The 16,217-nt window shown below is 60.1% G+C and carries 16 protein-coding genes and 1 pseudogene; 10 read left to right on the top strand and 7 right to left on the bottom strand.

Going from position 1 to position 16,217, the window contains the following annotated elements; translation table 11 throughout:
* Positions 1-163: 163 nt before the first annotated feature.
* Positions 164-943, bottom strand: a complete 780-nt coding sequence (gene yaaA, locus IQK56_RS15055; RefSeq protein WP_150675014.1) for a peroxide stress protein YaaA — start codon at positions 941-943, stop codon at positions 164-166.
* A gap of 119 nt (positions 944-1,062) precedes the next feature.
* Here yaaA and IQK56_RS15050 point away from each other — a divergent pair, with 119 nt between their 5' ends.
* The 5 genes from IQK56_RS15050 (at position 1,063) to moaE (ending at position 5,164) form a co-directional block, all read left to right on the top strand.
* The gene (locus IQK56_RS15050; protein ID WP_193863931.1) at positions 1,063-2,187 is read left to right on the top strand and encodes a polysaccharide deacetylase family protein; all 1,125 of its coding nucleotides are present in this window, start codon (positions 1,063-1,065) and stop codon (positions 2,185-2,187) included.
* 322 nt (positions 2,188-2,509) lie between these two features.
* On the top strand, positions 2,510-3,904 hold the full coding sequence (locus IQK56_RS15045; protein WP_032886372.1) for a PhoH family protein: 1,395 nt from the start codon (positions 2,510-2,512) through the stop codon (positions 3,902-3,904).
* Between the two features lie 95 nt (positions 3,905-3,999).
* Complete coding sequence (moaC, locus tag IQK56_RS15040) at positions 4,000-4,473, top strand: cyclic pyranopterin monophosphate synthase MoaC (protein WP_122306318.1); 474 nt, start codon at positions 4,000-4,002, stop codon at positions 4,471-4,473.
* Complete coding sequence (moaD, locus tag IQK56_RS15035; RefSeq protein WP_099584953.1) at positions 4,470-4,712, top strand: molybdopterin converting factor subunit 1; 243 nt, start codon at positions 4,470-4,472, stop codon at positions 4,710-4,712. Before moaC ends, moaD begins: the two co-directional genes overlap by 4 nt.
* 2 nt (positions 4,713-4,714) lie before the next feature.
* On the top strand, positions 4,715-5,164 hold the full coding sequence (gene moaE, locus IQK56_RS15030; protein ID WP_150675012.1) for a molybdopterin synthase catalytic subunit MoaE: 450 nt from the start codon (positions 4,715-4,717) through the stop codon (positions 5,162-5,164).
* 148 nt (positions 5,165-5,312) lie between these two features.
* Here the strand turns inward: moaE and rhlB are convergent, their stop codons facing one another.
* Both rhlB and IQK56_RS15020 read right to left on the bottom strand, forming a co-directional pair.
* Positions 5,313-6,776 carry an ATP-dependent RNA helicase RhlB gene (gene rhlB, locus IQK56_RS15025; protein ID WP_177411600.1) on the bottom strand — a complete coding sequence of 488 codons (1,464 nt, stop codon included), beginning with the start codon at positions 6,774-6,776 and terminating at the stop codon, positions 5,313-5,315.
* Positions 6,777-6,872: 96 nt separating this feature from the next.
* Positions 6,873-7,529 carry an alpha/beta hydrolase gene (locus IQK56_RS15020; RefSeq protein ID WP_193861733.1) on the bottom strand — a complete coding sequence of 219 codons (657 nt, stop codon included), beginning with the start codon at positions 7,527-7,529 and terminating at the stop codon, positions 6,873-6,875.
* A 348-nt stretch (positions 7,530-7,877) separates the two neighbouring features.
* Here IQK56_RS15020 and IQK56_RS15015 point away from each other — a divergent pair, with 348 nt between their 5' ends.
* The 4 genes from IQK56_RS15015 to IQK56_RS15000 all read left to right on the top strand — a co-directional run bounded on the left by IQK56_RS15015 (position 7,878) and on the right by IQK56_RS15000 (position 12,047).
* Entirely contained in the window at positions 7,878-8,909 is a 1,032-nt protein-coding gene (locus tag IQK56_RS15015; protein WP_016978213.1) for an amino acid ABC transporter substrate-binding protein, read from the top strand.
* Positions 8,910-8,981: 72 nt separating this feature from the next.
* Positions 8,982-10,163 carry an amino acid ABC transporter permease gene (locus IQK56_RS15010; RefSeq protein WP_099584957.1) on the top strand — a complete coding sequence of 394 codons (1,182 nt, stop codon included), beginning with the start codon at positions 8,982-8,984 and terminating at the stop codon, positions 10,161-10,163.
* A 10-nt stretch (positions 10,164-10,173) separates the two neighbouring features.
* Positions 10,174-11,271, top strand: coding sequence for an amino acid ABC transporter permease (locus IQK56_RS15005; RefSeq protein ID WP_099584958.1), 1,098 nt, complete (start codon positions 10,174-10,176; stop codon positions 11,269-11,271).
* Between the two features lie 11 nt (positions 11,272-11,282).
* Positions 11,283-12,047 carry an amino acid ABC transporter ATP-binding protein gene (locus IQK56_RS15000; protein WP_003171943.1) on the top strand — a complete coding sequence of 255 codons (765 nt, stop codon included), beginning with the start codon at positions 11,283-11,285 and terminating at the stop codon, positions 12,045-12,047.
* 58 nt (positions 12,048-12,105) lie between these two features.
* On the opposite strand, the gene IQK56_RS14995 is transcribed toward IQK56_RS15000, so the two are convergent.
* Positions 12,106-12,600 carry a type II toxin-antitoxin system MqsA family antitoxin gene (locus IQK56_RS14995; protein ID WP_150676692.1) on the bottom strand — a complete coding sequence of 165 codons (495 nt, stop codon included), beginning with the start codon at positions 12,598-12,600 and terminating at the stop codon, positions 12,106-12,108.
* A complete protein-coding gene (locus tag IQK56_RS14990; protein ID WP_193861732.1) occupies positions 12,597-12,908 on the bottom strand; it encodes a type II toxin-antitoxin system MqsR family toxin in 312 nt (103 codons plus the stop codon). Before IQK56_RS14990 ends, IQK56_RS14995 begins: the two co-directional genes overlap by 4 nt.
* A 237-nt stretch (positions 12,909-13,145) precedes the next feature.
* Between IQK56_RS14990 and IQK56_RS14985 the strand changes: the two genes are divergently transcribed.
* A complete protein-coding gene (locus IQK56_RS14985; RefSeq protein WP_193861731.1) occupies positions 13,146-14,411 on the top strand; it encodes a CynX/NimT family MFS transporter in 1,266 nt (421 codons plus the stop codon).
* Here IQK56_RS14985 and IQK56_RS14980 read toward each other — a convergent pair.
* Positions 14,408-15,058, bottom strand: coding sequence for a DUF1120 domain-containing protein (locus IQK56_RS14980; RefSeq protein WP_193861730.1), 651 nt, complete (start codon positions 15,056-15,058; stop codon positions 14,408-14,410). The two genes, IQK56_RS14985 and IQK56_RS14980, sit on opposite strands and share 4 nt — an antisense overlap.
* Before the next feature lie 18 nt (positions 15,059-15,076).
* Positions 15,077-16,215 (bottom strand): annotated as a pseudogene (locus IQK56_RS14975) (DUF1120 domain-containing protein).
* Positions 16,216-16,217: the final 2 nt, after the last annotated feature.

The following is a 16,217-nucleotide window of genomic DNA, read 5'->3' as shown; positions in this document are numbered from 1 at the left end:
TTTTTTGACGCCAATAAGTTGACGATTCATGGTGTGAAATCCAGACAAGATGTGGGAGGGGGCTTGCCCCCGATAGACGATGTGTCAGCCTCAACTTCTATGACTGAACCACCGCCATCGGGGGCAAGCCTCCCACATTTGAAAATTTCTGTCTTCGAGAGCCTTATTCCGGTGCGTGATCGCGCAAAAACACCAGGTTGTCCGGTTTGGACTGCTCCGCATTGAAGCGATAGCCCTGCACATCGAACTGTTTGAGCTTGGCCGGATCGTTGATGCGCTCTTCAATCACGAAGCGGCTCATCATGCCCCGGGCTTTTTTCGCGTAGAAACTGATGATTTTGTACTGGCCGTTCTTCAAGTCCCTGAACTCGGTATTGATGATCCGCGCATTCAGGGCCGTGCGCTTGACCGCCGAGAAGTATTCGTTGGACGCCAGGTTGAGCAGTACATCATCACCTTGCTCGGCCAGGGCTTCGTTGAGCCATTCGCTGATGCGCGTGCCCCAGAATGCGTACAGGTCCTTGCCACGGGCGTTGGCCAGTTTGGTGCCCATCTCCAGGCGGTACGGCATCATCAGGTCCAGCGGCCGCAGCAGGCCGTACAGGCCCGAGAGCATGCGCAGGTGGTCTTGGGCGTAACTGAAGTCGGCCTCGCTGAGGGTATCGGCGTTCAGGCCGGTATACACGTCGCCCTTGAACGCGAGCAGGGCTTGCTTGGCATTCTCGGGGGTGAAGGCGGGGGTCCAACTGCCGAAACGTGCGGCGTTGAGGCCGCCGATTTTGTCGGAAACGTGCATCAGCTCACTGATTTGCGCCGGGCTCAGCTCACGCAATTGTTCGATCAGCTCCTGGGAGTGGTCGAGGTATTGCGGTTGGGTGAAGCGTGGGGTGGCCGGTTTTGACTCGAAATCGAGGGTCTTGGCGGGGGAAATCACCGTCAGCATGAAGTCGTCTCCTGTAATCGTGGGGGGATTCTAGGGGCTGGGGCGGTTTGACTCCACCTATGATGGCGATAGGCGCGATCCGTTATAGTGGCCGACGACTCTGGAGAGGGAGACCCCGTGTGCGAATAGCACTGTTATTGTCCGCGTGTCTGTTAAGCCTGAACGCCTATGCGGCGCCGATGGATGTCGCCAGCCTGGATCGCGGCACCTGGCCCGAAAAGCTCAGCAGCCCTGCGCTGTTCGACGTCGCCTCGCGCGCCGAAATCCTGATGTTCGCCCGCAGCCTGCTGGCCAGTGAGTCCTTGGACGACACGGCGCTCAAACAGCGCCTGGGCCTGAAGATCATCAACCAGGCCGCCATTGACGACCTGCGCCGCCAGCTCTGGCAACGCCTGTTGGAGAACTACATCGTCGCCCAACAGAGCTGCGAGGTGGACGCCTCGTTCTGCTACCTGGTGGAAAACATGGACGACCTGCGCGAACAAGCCGGCAAGTTCGAAATCAGCGAAGACTCCTTCTATATAGGCTGGTCCGCCCCCAGCCATAACTTCCATGAACGCTACCTGGACGAACTGCTGCGCAAGGCCGCGTTGTTCCCGCAGATCAGCAGCGAAGTCGCGCGGTTCGGCGACCATGAACGTAACGGCGACGAGTTTAACGACCGTCTGTTCCTGCTGACCTTCGACGGCGGCCCGGCGCCAGTCAGTGGCAATACCGACTGGCTCGCCGACTACCTGCGCAAGCAGAAGATGAACGCAACCTTCTTTGCCCTCGGCAGCAGCCTGCAAACCCGCGTTGAGCGCAGTTCCGCCGCTGAGGTGGAGGCGTTGTACCAGGGCCAGTGCGTCGGCACCCAGGGCTGGCAGTACCGCTCTCACAGCCATTGGGTGGACTGGCAAAGCTCCATCACCCGCAGCGCGGCGCTGGTGCAGAACCTGATGCCGGAAAACTATGTGCCGCTGTTCCGCCCACCGTACGGGCAGCGCCGTGCGGACAGCCAGGGTTTCTTTCAGTCCCAGGGTTTGCAGGTGGCGTTGTGGGACATCGATTCCCAGGATGAGCCGGGCAAGCTCAAGGCCGATGAGTCGATGCAGCGTGTGCTCACGCTGATGCTGCTGTGGCGCAAAGGGGTGATTGTGTTTCACGACACCCAGGACAAGGCGCGGGTGGCATTGCCTCTGTTGTTACAGGCAACGGCGCAAAGTGGCTTGGGTTGGCAGGACTGCCGGGAAGCCTTTCGTTAAAAAGATGAAGTGCCCGTCCCTGTTGGGCTTAAGGCGAAATGGGGGGGATTTTGCACGACGTTTCGATGCAGGCGGACTTCCGACTTTAACGGGGTGCATGACACTCGGCTAGTGCTATTCGTCATCCTGAAAAATAAACTTCAAAAAAGCGTCAAAGTGCTTTTTTCTGTCATGGGTTTTGCGGTATTACGAAGTCAGATCGCCGAAACCTGCACCACAGGTGGCGTCTTCCAAGACTCCTTTTGCGGTGTGTTCGGCGGTCAATCGAGGCGCAGCACTGTCGTGGTATTGCGTCGACTGGCTCCCACAAAGGTGACCGAGTATGGATGATCATGGACGCACCCCTTCTTCCGACCAGCCAATCCTTTATGTGCTTGATACCAACGTACTGATCCACGATCCAAACGCACTGCTCAACTTCGAAGAACACCACGTCGCCATCCCGATGATTGTGCTTGAGGAACTCGACAAGCTCAAAAGTGGGCACCATAGCGTTGCCGCCGAATGCCGCCAGGCCATCCGCCTGATCGACAAGACCCTGGGCGAAGCCTCACCCGAGGATGTTGAAGTCGGTGTGCCGATCCAGCGTGGCAAAAGCGGGCCCAAGGGCCTGCTGTCGATCCTGATGAGCAAGCGCAGCGAGCCCAACAGCCTGCTGCCGGAAAACCTCAACGACAACAAAATCATCAACCAATTGATCGACCTGCACGCGCGCGACAAGGACCTGCGCCTGGTGCTGGTGACCAAAGACATCAATATGCGCCTCAAGGCACGAGCGTGTGGGATCGCGGCCGAGGACTACAGCACCGACCAACTGGTCGATGACGTTTCAATGCTGTCCCGTGGTTATCACACGGTGACCGGCTCGTTCTGGGACCTTGTGAGCAAGGTCGAAACCCGTCAGGACCACGGCCGCACCTGGCATCAGGTACAACTGATCGACAACCTGCCGGCCGTGCACATCAATGAATTCATCATCGACGAACAGGGCTTTGTAGGCTGGATCAAAGAGATCCAGGTCGACAAACTGCTGATCCTCGACCTGCATCAGGAACCCCTGCTGCACCAGGAAGCCTGGGGCCTGAAACCGCGTGATATCTACCAGAGCCTGGCGCTGTATGCGCTGCTCGACCCGGACATCCACCTGGTCAACCTGACCGGTGCCGCGGGTTCCGGTAAAACCATTCTCGCCCTGGCCGCTGCTATCGAGCAGACCATGGTGACCAAGCGCTATCGCCGCATCATCGCCACCCGCAGCGTGCAGGGCCTGGACCAGGAAATCGGTTTCCTGCCCGGCACCGAAGCGGAAAAAATGGAGCCGTGGCTGGGGGCGATCACCGACAACCTCGAAGCCTTGCACATGGATGACGAAAACACCCATGGCAGCGTCGACTACATCCTCAGCAAAGTGCCGTTGCAGTTCAAATCCCTCAACTACATCCGAGGTCGCAGCTTCCAGCAAAGCCTGATTTTGATCGATGAATGCCAGAACCTCACGCCGCACCAGATGAAAACCATCATCACCCGTGCCGGCGCCGGTTCAAAAGTGGTGTGCCTGGGCAACTTGGCGCAGATCGACACCCCTTACCTGTCCGCGACCAGCTCCGGACTGACGTACCTGACGGAACGCTTCAAAGACTTCCCGAACGGCGTGCACATTGCGCTGCAAGGGGTGCCTCGCTCGATTCTGGCTGAATATGCAGAGTCGCATCTCTGAGTAGCAAGCTTTAAGCTACAAGCTTCAAGCGGATCCAGTGAGCTGTTCACTTGCCGCTTGCAGCTTGTAGCTTTTTGCTGCCTCAAGGAGGCCCCGTGCTGACTCATCTCGATTCCCAAGGTCGTGCCCATATGGTCGATGTCACCGACAAGTCCGTGACGTTCCGTGAGGCGGTGGCTGAAGCGCGGGTGCGCATGTTGCCAAGCACCCTGCAAATGATTGTCGACGGCGCCCACCCAAAGGGCGACGTGTTTGCCGTGGCCCGCATCGCCGGGATCCAGGCTGCCAAGAAAACCAGTGACTTGATCCCCCTGTGCCACCCGCTGATGCTCACCGGCGTCAAGGTTGAACTGAGCGCCGATGGCGTTGATGCGGTGCATATCGTGGCGCGCTGCAAATTGTCCGGGCAGACCGGGGTGGAGATGGAAGCGCTGACCGCTGCCAGTGTCGCTGCACTGACGATCTACGATATGTGCAAGGCCGTGGATCGCGGCATGACCATCGAAAGTATCCGCCTATTGGAAAAGCTGGGCGGCAAGAGCGGGCATTTCAAGGCGGATCAGGTATGAGCATTAACGTACTGTTTTTTGCGCGCTATGCCGAAGCGGTGGGCTTCGATTCGCTGGAGATGGAAGGTGAGTTTGCCACCGTTGATGCGGTGCGCCTGGCGCTCGCCGGTGACCCGGAGTTTGCAGTTCTCAACGAAACGAGCCTGATGTGCGCCCGCAACGAGGAGTTGTGCAGCCTCGACGAACCGGTGCAAGCCGGCGATGAAGTGGCGTTCTTCCCGCCCGTGACCGGAGGCTGAACATGGCCATCCGTGTGCAGGTCGGGGCGTTTGATCCCGGTGCCGAAGTCAACGCGATGCACGCGGCCAATGTGGGCGTGGGCGCGGTGGTGAGCTTTGTCGGGTACGTGCGCGACTTCAATGACGGTCGCGACGTATCGGGGATGTTCCTGGAGCATTACCCCGGCATGACCCAAAAGGCCCTGGCCAAGATCGCCGTGGAAGCCGAGCAGCGCTGGCCGTTGCTCAAGCTGGAAGTGTTGCACCGCGTTGGCGCGTTGGAGCCGGGTGAGCCCATCGTGTTCGTCGCGGCCGCCAGTGCCCATCGCCAGGCGGCGTTTGATGCGTGTGCGTTTGTGATGGATTACTTGAAGACGCGGGCGCCGTTCTGGAAGAAAGAGAACACCCCTGAAGGGGCGCGCTGGGTGGAAGGGCGGGACAGCGACCACGCCGCAGCAGATCGCTGGAAATAGCCAGCCGAACACCTCTCTTAAAATCACCTCAAATCAAATGTGGGAGGGGGCTTGCCCCCGATGGCAGGATGTCAGTCAATGATGTTATGACTGATACACCGCCATCGGGGGCAAGCCCCCTCCCACATTTTTTTCCGCGTTCCAGTCTTTAAGGGCGCTTGCGCTCGACGGCTCGCAGCAAGTGCGTCGGCGGCGTCTCGCAGCTGATCTTGCGTCCCAGCAGCGTCTCGATCGACGGCAACTGATACGAGTCATCTTCCCCTGCAAAGCTGATCGACACACCCGCCGCACCCGCACGGCCGGTACGGCCAATCCGGTGTACGTAATCGTCCGGCACTTCCGGCAGGGTGAAGTTGATCACGTGGCTGATGCCATCAATGTGAATCCCGCGCCCGGCCACGTCGGTGGCCACCAGCACGCGAATCTTGCCTTCGCGGAAGCCTTCCAGCGTCTTGATGCGCTTGTGCTGTGGCACATCGCCGGACAGTTGCGCGGCGTTGACGCCATCGCGCACCAGGCGCTCTTCGATGCGGCGCACTTCGTCCTTGCGGTTGGCGAACACCATGACGCGCTCCCAACCGTTGTCGTTGATCAGGTTGTAGAGCAGCTTGTACTTGTCGGCACCGGCGACCGCGTAGATGTGCTGTTCGACGTTTTCGCTGGCGACGTTCAGCGCTTCGATCTCGACGATGGACGGGTCGGTGGTCCACTGCTTGGCGAGGTTCATCACGTCTTCGGTGAAGGTCGCGGAGAACAGCAGGGTCTGGCGCTCGTTTTTCGGCGGGGTCTGGCGAATGATCTGGCGCACTTGCGGGATGAAACCCATGTCGAGCATGCGGTCGGCTTCGTCCAGCACCATCACTTCGACCATGTCCAGGTGCACGTCGCCGCGTTGGTTGAAGTCCAGCAGGCGGCCAGGGGTGGCGACCAGGATGTCGCAGTGGCGGGCTTCGAGGTGCTTGAGCTGTTTATCGAAGTCCATGCCACCGACGAAGGTCATCACGTTGAGGCCGGTGTACTTGGTCAGGTCGGCAGCGTCCTTGGCGATCTGGACCACCAGCTCCCGGGTCGGGGCGATGATCAGTGCACGCGGTTCACCCATGTAGCGCTCTTTCGGCGGCGGCGTTTGCAGCAGCTGGGTGATGATCGAGATCAGGAACGCGGCGGTTTTGCCGGTGCCGGTCTGGGCGCGGCCGATGGCGTCTTTGCCGGCGAGGGTAAAGCCCAGCACCTGCGCCTGGATCGGCGTGCAATACGGGAAGCCCAGGTCCTGGATGGCATGCATCAGTTCCGGAGCCAGTTTGAAATCGTGGAAGCGGGTTTTACCTTCCTGGGGCTCGACGACGAAGTCTTCGAGTTTCCAGGGAATGACGACCGGTTTGGGCGCACGTTCCCGGCGCGGCTTCGGGGCTGGCGCGGCTTCAGCCTGAGGTGTCGCCTGTTCGGGCGGTGTCACCGGCGGCGTCTTCGGCTGCGCGACAGGTGCGGTCCGGCCGGGCTGTTGACCGTCATTGCGGCTGCCGGAGGAGGGGACAGGAGCACTGGGAACAGGCGCGAGCGGCTCAGCCTCGCTTTTGCCGAACATCTTCTTGAGTGCTTTGAGCACGGTGATCTCATTAATTGGTTAAGGAATGTACGCCGGCCAGTGTAATGCAAGAATCGGGCGCGGCGTAGTGCGTCTGTCATACGGCTACATAAACACGGGTTTTCAGCCCAGGCGAGCGCTCAACCAGGCGCCGATATCGTGTATCTCCTGAGGTAACACTTCGTGACCCATTGGGTATTCCTGCCATGTCACGGTGACACCACGGCTCTTCAGGTGCTCATACGCGGTGCGGCCCATGGCGTTCTGTACCACGTCGTCGTACTGGCCGTGCAGGCACAAGGCCGGAATGCGCTGCTGGCTGGCGGACAATTCCAGCTCGTCACTGAAGGTGGGTGCGTAAGTGGAGAGGGCAATCACGCCGCCCAGCGCACCCTGCCATTTGGTAAACGCTGTGTGGAAAACCACCGCGCCACCTTGGGAAAAGCCTGCGAGGAAAATTCGCGAGGCGTCTATTCCGCTGCTTTTCTGCTCCTTGATCAAGTCGGTGACCATTCTGGACGACTCGTCCAGCTCTTCCAGGCTGATGGAACGGGCCGGGCTCATGGCCTTGATGTCGTACCAGCTCGGCATCTCGTAGCCGCCATTAATGGTCACCGCGCGGGTCGGCGCCTGGGGCAATACAAAGCGGGTGGTCAGAAATTGTTCCTGCAACGCTTCAGCCACCGGCATGAAGTCGTAGCGATCGGCACCCAGGCCATGCAACCAGATTACGCAGGCGTCTGCGGGCTTGGCGGGCTGAAGAATCAAGGGTTCGGTCATGTCTGCTCCATAAATGTGCGTGCGCTCCGATTAAGTGCGACGGAACGGTGCGCTACAGGGTGATCTGTTAAGAGAATGTCGCACGGTTGAATCTTTTTCTATTGACCATGGGCTGAAACGACTCAGCCGGCACTCTGGTACGGCGCTTGCTATGTGTAGGTCGATGTCAGAACTATCCCGTGACGGTAACACTATCAGTGACTGCCGCTTACGGGATAGCAGCTGGAATTACTGCGACAGCCTCATGCCGCTTGGCCCTAAAAAAAACCAACACGGGTCGATATCGCCTCATAAGGGTGCGCTGAGGTTCGGAGCTTCGACACAACAAGAGCGTATTTGGAGGTTTGAATGAAGGTATTGAAATCCACCCTGGCCATCGTTACCGCGGCCGCTGTACTGGGTGTCAGTGGTTTCGCCCAAGCTGGCGCCACTCTGGACGCCGTGCAGAAGAAAGGCTTTGTGCAATGTGGCGTGAGTGATGGCTTGCCGGGTTTCTCGGTACCGGATGCCAGCGGCAAGATCCTCGGGATCGACGCTGACGTTTGCCGCGCAGTTGCTGCAGCTGTGTTCGGCGACGCAACCAAGGTCAAGTTCAGCCAGTTGAACGCCAAGGAGCGTTTCACCGCGCTTCAGTCCGGCGAAGTCGACATTCTGTCCCGTAACACCACCATGACCAGCTCCCGTGACGCAGGCATGGGCCTGAAATTCCCAGGTTTCATTACCTACTACGACGGCATCGGCTTCCTGGTAAACAACAAGCTGGGCGTCAAAAGCGCCAAGGAACTGGACGGTGCAACCATCTGCATCCAGGCCGGTACCACCACTGAGCTGAACGTTTCCGACTACTTCCGTGGCAACAACCTCAAATACACCCCGATCACCTTCGACACCTCCGATGAAAGCGCCAAGTCGCTGGAATCCGGTCGTTGCGACGTGCTGACCTCCGACAAGTCCCAACTGTTCGCCCAGCGCAGCAAGCTGGCCGCGCCGAAGGACTACGTGGTTCTGCCGGAAACCATTTCCAAGGAGCCCCTGGGCCCGGTCGTGCGTAACGGCGACGACGAGTGGCTGGCCATCGTGCGCTGGGTTGGCTACGCCATGCTCAACGCTGAAGAAGCCGGTATCACCTCGAAAAACGTTGAAGCTGAAGCCAAGTCCACCAAGAACCCGGACGTTGCGCGTCTGCTCGGTGCTGACGGCGAATACGGCAAAGACCTGAAAGTGAAGAAAGACTGGGTCGTACAGATCGTCAAGCAAGTCGGTAACTACGGCGAAGTGTTCGAGCGCAACCTCGGCAAGAGCACCCCGCTGGAAATCGACCGTGGCCTGAACGCACTGTGGAACAACGGCGGCATTCAATACGCACCACCTGTGCGCTGATCGCTGATGGTTCTGTCACCCGGTGGGCCAACCGCCGGGTGATGTTCTGTTCCATTCTTTCCGGGGCACTTCATGCAAAATCAAATCGGCGCACCAAAGCAGAAGCTCAGCTTCAGCGATCCCAAAGTGCGTGCGTGGCTCTTCCAGATCATCACGATTGTGGCGGTGGTCTCGCTGGGCTGGTACCTCTTCAACAATACCCAGACCAACCTTCAACACCGGGGCATTACCTCGGGTTTCGACTTTCTTGAGCGCAGTGCCGGCTTCGGCATCGCGCAGCATTTGATCGACTACACCGAATCGGACAGCTATGCCCGCGTCTTCGTAATCGGCCTGCTCAATACCTTGCTGGTGACCGTGATCGGCGTGGTCCTGGCAACCTTGCTCGGCTTCATCATCGGCGTGGCGCGCCTGTCGCCGAACTGGATGATCAACAAGCTGGCGACGGTGTACGTGGAAGTGTTCCGCAACATCCCGCCGCTGCTGCAGATCCTGTTCTGGTACTTCGCGGTGTTCCTGACCATGCCGGGGCCGCGCAATAGCCATAACTTCGGTGACACCTTCTTTGTCAGCAGCCGTGGCCTGAACATGCCGGCAGCGCTGGCCGCCGACGGGTTCTGGCCCTTTGTGGCCAGCGTGGTGGTGGCGATCGTTGCAATCGTGCTGATGGCGCGTTGGGCCAACAAGCGCTTTGAAGCCACTGGCGTTCCGTTCCACAAGTTCTGGGCGGGCCTGGCGCTGTTCATCGTGATCCCGGCGTTGTGCGCCTTGATCTTCGGTGCACCGCTGCACTGGGAAATGCCCAAGCTGCAAGGTTTCAACTTTGTCGGCGGCTGGGTGCTGATCCCTGAACTGCTGGCACTGACCCTGGCACTGACTGTTTATACGGCGGCGTTTATCGCCGAGATCGTGCGTTCGGGCATCAAGTCCGTCAGCCACGGCCAGACCGAAGCTGCGCGCTCCCTGGGCCTGCGCCCTGGGCCGACGCTGCGCAAGGTCATCATCCCGCAAGCCTTGCGGGTGATCATTCCGCCGCTGACCAGCCAATACCTGAACCTGGCGAAAAACTCGTCGTTGGCCGCCGGTATCGGTTACCCGGAAATGGTTTCGCTGTTTGCCGGCACGGTGCTCAACCAGACCGGCCAGGCCATCGAAGTCATTGCCATCACCATGAGCGTGTACCTGGCGATCAGCATCAGCATTTCCCTGCTGATGAACTGGTACAACAAGCGCATTGCGCTGATCGAGCGGTGAGGAAACGCCCATGAGTACGCATACGTTCAAACCTGATATGCCGCCGCCGAACAAAGTCTTCGGCCCGGTGGCATGGATGCGCGCCAACCTGTTTTCCAGTTGGCTCAACACCCTGCTGACCTTGCTGTCGCTGTACCTGGTCTACCTGGTCGTACCGCCGATCCTGCATTGGGCGATCCTCGATGCGAACTGGGTCGGCACGACACGCGCCGATTGCACCAAAGAGGGCGCCTGCTGGGTGTTTATCCAACAGCGCTTCGGGCAGTTCATGTACGGCTACTACCCCGGCGACCTGCGCTGGCGCGTAGACCTGACCGTGTGGCTGGCCATCGTTGGCGTGGCGCCGCTGTTCATCTCGCGCTTCCAGCGCAAGGCGATCTACGGCCTGGGCTTCCTGGTGCTGTACCCGATCATCGCCTACTTCCTTTTGCACGGCGGCATCTTCGGCCTGGCCAACGTGGCGACCAGCCAATGGGGCGGCCTGATGCTGACCCTGGTGATCGCCACCGTCGGTATCGCCGGCGCCTTGCCCCTGGGCATCGTGCTGGCGTTGGGGCGGCGTTCGAACATGCCGGCGATTCGTGTGGTCTGCGTGACCTTCATCGAATTCTGGCGCGGCGTGCCGTTGATCACCGTGCTGTTCATGTCTTCGGTGATGCTGCCGTTGTTCCTGCCGGAAGGCATGGGCATCGACAAGCTGCTGCGGGCGTTGATCGGCGTGATCCTGTTCCAGTCGGCCTATGTGGCCGAAGTGGTGCGCGGTGGCTTGCAGGCGATTCCCAAAGGTCAGTACGAAGCGGCAGCGGCGATGGGCCTGGGTTACTGGCGCAGCATGGGCCTGGTGATTCTGCCGCAAGCCCTGAAGCTGGTGATCCCCGGTATCGTCAACACGTTTATTGCGCTGTTCAAGGACACCAGCCTGGTGATCATCATCGGCCTGTTCGACCTGCTCAACAGCGTCAAGCAAGCCGCCGCCGACCCTAAATGGTTGGGCATGGCCACTGAAGGCTACGTGTTCGCCGCCCTGGTGTTCTGGATTTTCTGTTTTGGTATGTCGCGCTATTCCATTCATTTGGAACACAAGCTCGACACAGGCCACAAGCGTTAGGAGTTGTTGTTATGAGCGAAGCAATCAAACAGCCTGTGAGCCCTGAAGGCATTATCCAGATGCAGGGCGTCAACAAGTGGTACGGCCAGTTCCACGTGTTGAAAGACATCAACCTCAACGTCAAGCAGGGCGAGCGTATCGTGCTGTGCGGCCCGTCGGGTTCGGGCAAATCCACCACCATCCGCTGCCTCAACCGCCTGGAAGAGCACCAGCAGGGCCGCATCGTGGTCGATGGCGTGGAACTGACCAACGACCTCAAGCAGATCGAAGCGATCCGCCGTGAAGTCGGCATGGTGTTCCAGCACTTCAACCTGTTCCCGCACCTGACCATCCTGCAGAACTGCACGCTGGCGCCGATGTGGGTGCGCAAGATGCCCAAGCGCAAGGCCGAAGAAATCGCCATGCACTACCTGGAGCGCGTGCGCATTCCGGAGCAGGCCCACAAGTTTCCGGGGCAACTGTCCGGTGGCCAGCAACAGCGTGTGGCGATTGCCCGTGCGCTGTGCATGAAGCCGAAAATCATGCTGTTCGACGAACCGACCTCGGCGCTCGACCCGGAAATGGTGAAGGAAGTACTCGACACCATGATCGGCCTGGCCGAAGACGGCATGACCATGTTGTGCGTAACCCACGAAATGGGCTTCGCCCGCACCGTGGCCAACCGCGTGATCTTCATGGACAAAGGCGAAATCGTTGAGCAGGCGGCGCCGAATGACTTCTTCGACAATCCGCAGAATGATCGGACCAAGTTGTTCTTGAGCCAGATTTTGCATTGATCGATAGATGATGCTTGAAAATAAACCCGGCCTTGGCGCCGGGTTTATTATTTGTGATCTATGAGGCTTTCAGCGTTTCAGTCTCGTCGTGGACGGTATAGGTGAAAGCGCCACGCAAATCAGCACCTTCGGCCAGAATTCTTGCTTCCGCCAGCAAATGCGGATGGCGATCCAACAACCGAATCAGTAGCACTAAGGGCTTGGGCGCAAGAAGCTCGCCGCGTTCGTAGCGAGAGAATGCGTTGTGGCCGGCCCCGGACAGCAAATCTACTGCCTCTTTTTGCGTAAGGTGCAGTTTGCGGCGGGTACGTTTAATCTCGGCGCCGATCATTTTCCGAGCGGCGAGGGTGAGTTCGTCTTTCGCTTCGCCGTAACGGTCAGCGCTGTCGTTGTCGGGATCCCAGAAACCGTCGCCACACACCTCGCATTCCCAGCCTGAAAGATTATCGACCCGACGCTCCATGCCTTTGATGCGGATGGTTTCACTGCGTCCCTCGTAATAGCTCAACGCATCAGGAGCGCCACAGATGTAGCAAAGCTCTTTTTCTTTCATGGGTTTTTCTCCTTGAAGGAGACTACCGGAGGCCTACCGTCAGTGCGGTATGTGACCTTGATGTAAATCTCCTTACCTTTTGAGTGGATGTGATACACATCTTGCCAAACTCGATGGTCTCCATAGGTGGTCATCGACTTGTGCAGCATCCAGTTCTGCAGCTCATAGATGACCTCCTGCATATCCTTGATACTAAAGCCAAGAGCATCGCCGCACTCTTCTGCAGTGCGGGTAAACGCCTTCCTTCCAAGCCGCCTGACACCCGCCTTTATCCCCGCCAGATCGTAATGAGGTGTGTACTTTTCCATAAGACACCTGAGTCCAATAATTACCCTCTAAGGGTAATTTTACCAATCGAAAATACTGCTCCTTTTCCTGCCTAAGAACCCTAGTGCCTTGCCCTTGTAGGCGACTCCGAATAGCCTGTGGGAAAACTCAACCAACGATTGGACGAAAGCCCGCATCCCACGACAGACGACCAGCGCCGATCTGGTCACAAACGCCTGGTGGACCCCGCGCCAAATCCCTCTGCCGACAGTTGATCAATGAACCTTCCATCCAAACGCACGACCGAACTCGAAGAACTGTTGATTGACGCCGAAGCCGACGATGACGTCGTGCAGCACGCGCCTGCGACGGTGAACCGCCCCTGGCTGTTGCTGCTGGGCCTGGTGCTGGTGGCGCTGAACCTGCGTCCGGCGCTGTCCAGCATGGCGCCGGTGCTCGGTGATGTGTCCAGCAGCCTGGGGTTGTCGGCGGCCAAGGCCGGCCTGCTGACCACCTTGCCCGTGCTGTGCCTGGGGCTGTTTGCGCCCATGGCTCCGATCCTGGCGCGGCGCTTTGGCGCCGAGCGCGTGGTGCTGGGGATTCTGCTGACCTTGGCCGCCGGTATCATCCTGCGCAGTTCCTTCGGCGAAGTGGGCGTGTTCGCCGGTAGCCTGATCGCCGGTGCGAGCATCGGCATCATCGGCGTGTTGCTGCCGGGCATCGTCAAGCGCGACTTTGCCAGGCAGGCTGGCGCCATGACCGGCGTGTACACCATGGCCCTGTGCCTGGGCGCGGCGCTGGCGGCGGGTGCCACGGTGCCACTGAGTCACTACTTCGGCGATAGCTGGACCATGGGCCTGGGTTTCTGGATTCTGCCCGCGCTGGTGGCGGCGTTGTGCTGGGTGCCTCAGGTGGGTCACAAGCACGGTGCCCATCAGGTGGCCTATCGGGTGAAGGGGTTGCTGCGCGACCCGCTGGCCTGGCAGGTGACGTTGTACATGGGCCTGCAATCGTCCCTGGCGTACATCGTGTTTGGCTGGCTGCCGTCGATCCTGATCGGCCGTGGCCTGAGCGCCACCGACGCCGGCTTGGCGCTGTCCGGTTCCATCATCATGCAGTTGATCAGTTCGTTGGCCGCACCGTGGCTGGCCACCCGTGGCAAAGACCAGCGCGTGGCGATTGTGGTGGTGATGCTGCTGACCCTGGGCGGGCTGTTCGGTTGCCTCTATGCGCCTTTGGACGGGTTGTGGGGCTGGGCGATTCTGCTCGGCCTGGGGCAGGGCGGCACGTTCAGCCTGGCACTGACCCTGATCGTGCTGCGCTCGCGGGACGCTCATGTGGCGGCCAACCTGTCGAGCATGGCCCAGGGCATCGGTTACACCCTGGCTTCCCTCGGCCCGTTGGCCGTTGGGCTGGTGCATGACTGGACGGGCGGCTGGACCGCCATCGGCTGGATTTTCGCGGTGATCGGCCTGGGCGCGATCATCGCTGGGCTGGGCGCCGGGCGTGCGCGGTATGTGCAAGTCAACAGCGAGAAACGCTAGAGGTACACCACCTCCAATGTGGCCAGGCCATCGAGCTGGGTGTCGCTGCTCAGGTCAAGGTTTTGCGTGGCGTTGATCACGGTCTCGACCTTGACCGTGCTGATCAGCTCCTGGATCGCCGACGGGCCGGCCGTGCTGCCGGCGGTGGCGGTGAAGCCCAGGTAGCTGTTGGCGCCAATGTTGATCGGGTTGAGGTTGGCGGTACGCCAGGCCAGCCCGCCAGTGGTGGACTCTGTGCCGTAGACCTGCGTGGTGCTGTCGACCTGAGTCTGGCGAGGGTCGAAGGTCATGGAATACAGGCCGATGCGGTTGCCGCTCTTGTCCAAGCCCAGGCCGTAGTAAATCTCGCTGTTGACCATGGCCGAGCCGTCCCGATTGTCGTGCATGCGCAAGGCGAAGCGGTTTGGCGCGCTACAGGCGACGGTGACTTGCAGCAGCTTGACCGGCAGACGGGTGCTTTTGTCCGGGCTCAGGTCTTGGTGGGATATTTTGCCGTAGTCGATCATTGCACCGTTGGACAGCAATGGATTGCACGCGGTGGGCGTGATCCGGCCCTTGACCGTCAGGTCCACGACCGAAGCGGCCTGTGCATGGGGCGTACTACCGAGCAGCAGCAGGGAAAACAGGGCGATGTCGTGCTTTTTCATGAAGCTGATTCCCAAGGGTTACAGGTAGATGATTTCGAGTGTGCCGGAGCCGTTGATCTGCACCACGCTGCGCAAGTCCAGCGATTGTGTCGGGGCCAGGTAGGCCTTGATGCGTACCGTGCCGGACAGGTGCTGGATCGGCACCGGTCCCAGCGTGCTGGCGGCGCGGTCGGTAAACCCCATGAGGCTGTTATCTGCGATAGGGATCTGCCGCGGGCTGGAACTGCTCCAGGCTGCGCCGCCACTGGTGGAGTCGGTGCGATACAGCGTGCCGAGGGCGTCGGCAGTGAACTCTGCCGGGTCGATGTTCAGGTAGTAGCGGCCGATCTTGTTCTGGCTGTTGTCATGGTCCAGGCCGTAGGCGGTTTCGTCGTTGCCGCCGGTGGCCGAGCCGTTGCGGTTGTCGTGCATCTTCAGGGCGAAGGGCGTGGGGGCGTCGCAGCTGACGGAGAACTGCAAGGTCCGGGTGGGCAGGGGTGTTTCATTGCTGGCGCTCAGGTCCTTGGCCGCTAGCGTGCCGTAGTCCACCAGCCCGCCATTGGAGAGCTGTGGCACGCAGCCACGGGCGCAAAGTGAGCCAGCAGCGTCAGCTCGCGAGAGCGGTCGCTGTGGCGGTTATAGAGGGTCCCGGACACTTCCCAAGTGGTGGCGTCCTTGACACGGGTAGCGGCGCTGTCGGCCCAGGCGCTGACGCTCAATTGCAGCGAAAAGTGCTTGCCGGTCAGCAACGTACCACCCTGTACCGGCGCGATGCCGTGGCCCGGACGCCACGCCAGCGCGGCACCTGTGTCTACGGGTGGCTGGCCGCTGGCGGGCAATAGACCCAAGGTCACCGCCTGCCCATCCAGCACGCCGTCGCTGACCTGAATGGCGTAGCTGCCATGCTCGGTGAACTGCAGGCGCTCGGCGCTCGCTGCCAAGGCGCGGTAAAACAGGCTCGGGTCGGTGGGGGTCGGGCAACTGTACGTCAGGCTCAGGCGACGTTCGCCGAGTAAGCGCAACGCGGCGCTGTCGCGCTGGGCGGCGCGGTTCATCGTGCCAAAATCCAGCCGCGCCTCGCTGACGTTCAACTGGCACTCGTCCTGGGCCTGGGCGGCAGTGAATGCCCCCAGCAGCGCGCAGGTGGTGGTTAACCGGGCAAGCAATCGGGCAGTCATGG

The organism is Pseudomonas cyclaminis, assembly GCF_015163715.1.
Lineage (GTDB): Bacteria > Pseudomonadota > Gammaproteobacteria > Pseudomonadales > Pseudomonadaceae > Aquipseudomonas > Aquipseudomonas cyclaminis.
Note: the sequence above shows the minus strand (reverse complement) of the source record. Positions and strands in the feature narration are given on the sequence as shown.

Excerpts from the sequence above, each read along its gene's own strand:
- IQK56_RS15020 (WP_193861733.1), bottom strand. The coding sequence starts at position 7,529 with ATGACCGAACCCTTGATTCTTCAGCCCGCCAAGCCCGCAGACGCCTGC.
- IQK56_RS14980 (WP_193861730.1), bottom strand. The coding sequence starts at position 15,058 with ATGAAAAAGCACGACATCGCCCTGTTTTCCCTGCTGCTGCTCGGTAGT.
- IQK56_RS14985 (WP_193861731.1), top strand. The coding sequence starts at position 13,146 with ATGAACCTTCCATCCAAACGCACGACCGAACTCGAAGAACTGTTGATT.
- IQK56_RS15000 (WP_003171943.1), top strand. The coding sequence starts at position 11,283 with ATGAGCGAAGCAATCAAACAGCCTGTGAGCCCTGAAGGCATTATCCAG.
- moaE (WP_150675012.1), top strand. The coding sequence starts at position 4,715 with ATGGCCATCCGTGTGCAGGTCGGGGCGTTTGATCCCGGTGCCGAAGTC.
- IQK56_RS14990 (WP_193861732.1), bottom strand. The coding sequence starts at position 12,908 with ATGGAAAAGTACACACCTCATTACGATCTGGCGGGGATAAAGGCGGGT.
- IQK56_RS15045 (WP_032886372.1), top strand. The coding sequence starts at position 2,510 with ATGGATGATCATGGACGCACCCCTTCTTCCGACCAGCCAATCCTTTAT.
- moaD (WP_099584953.1), top strand. The coding sequence starts at position 4,470 with ATGAGCATTAACGTACTGTTTTTTGCGCGCTATGCCGAAGCGGTGGGC.
- IQK56_RS15010 (WP_099584957.1), top strand. The coding sequence starts at position 8,982 with ATGCAAAATCAAATCGGCGCACCAAAGCAGAAGCTCAGCTTCAGCGAT.
- IQK56_RS15015 (WP_016978213.1), top strand. The coding sequence starts at position 7,878 with ATGAAGGTATTGAAATCCACCCTGGCCATCGTTACCGCGGCCGCTGTA.
- IQK56_RS15005 (WP_099584958.1), top strand. The coding sequence starts at position 10,174 with ATGAGTACGCATACGTTCAAACCTGATATGCCGCCGCCGAACAAAGTC.
- IQK56_RS14995 (WP_150676692.1), bottom strand. The coding sequence starts at position 12,600 with ATGAAAGAAAAAGAGCTTTGCTACATCTGTGGCGCTCCTGATGCGTTG.
- yaaA (WP_150675014.1), bottom strand. The coding sequence starts at position 943 with ATGCTGACGGTGATTTCCCCCGCCAAGACCCTCGATTTCGAGTCAAAA.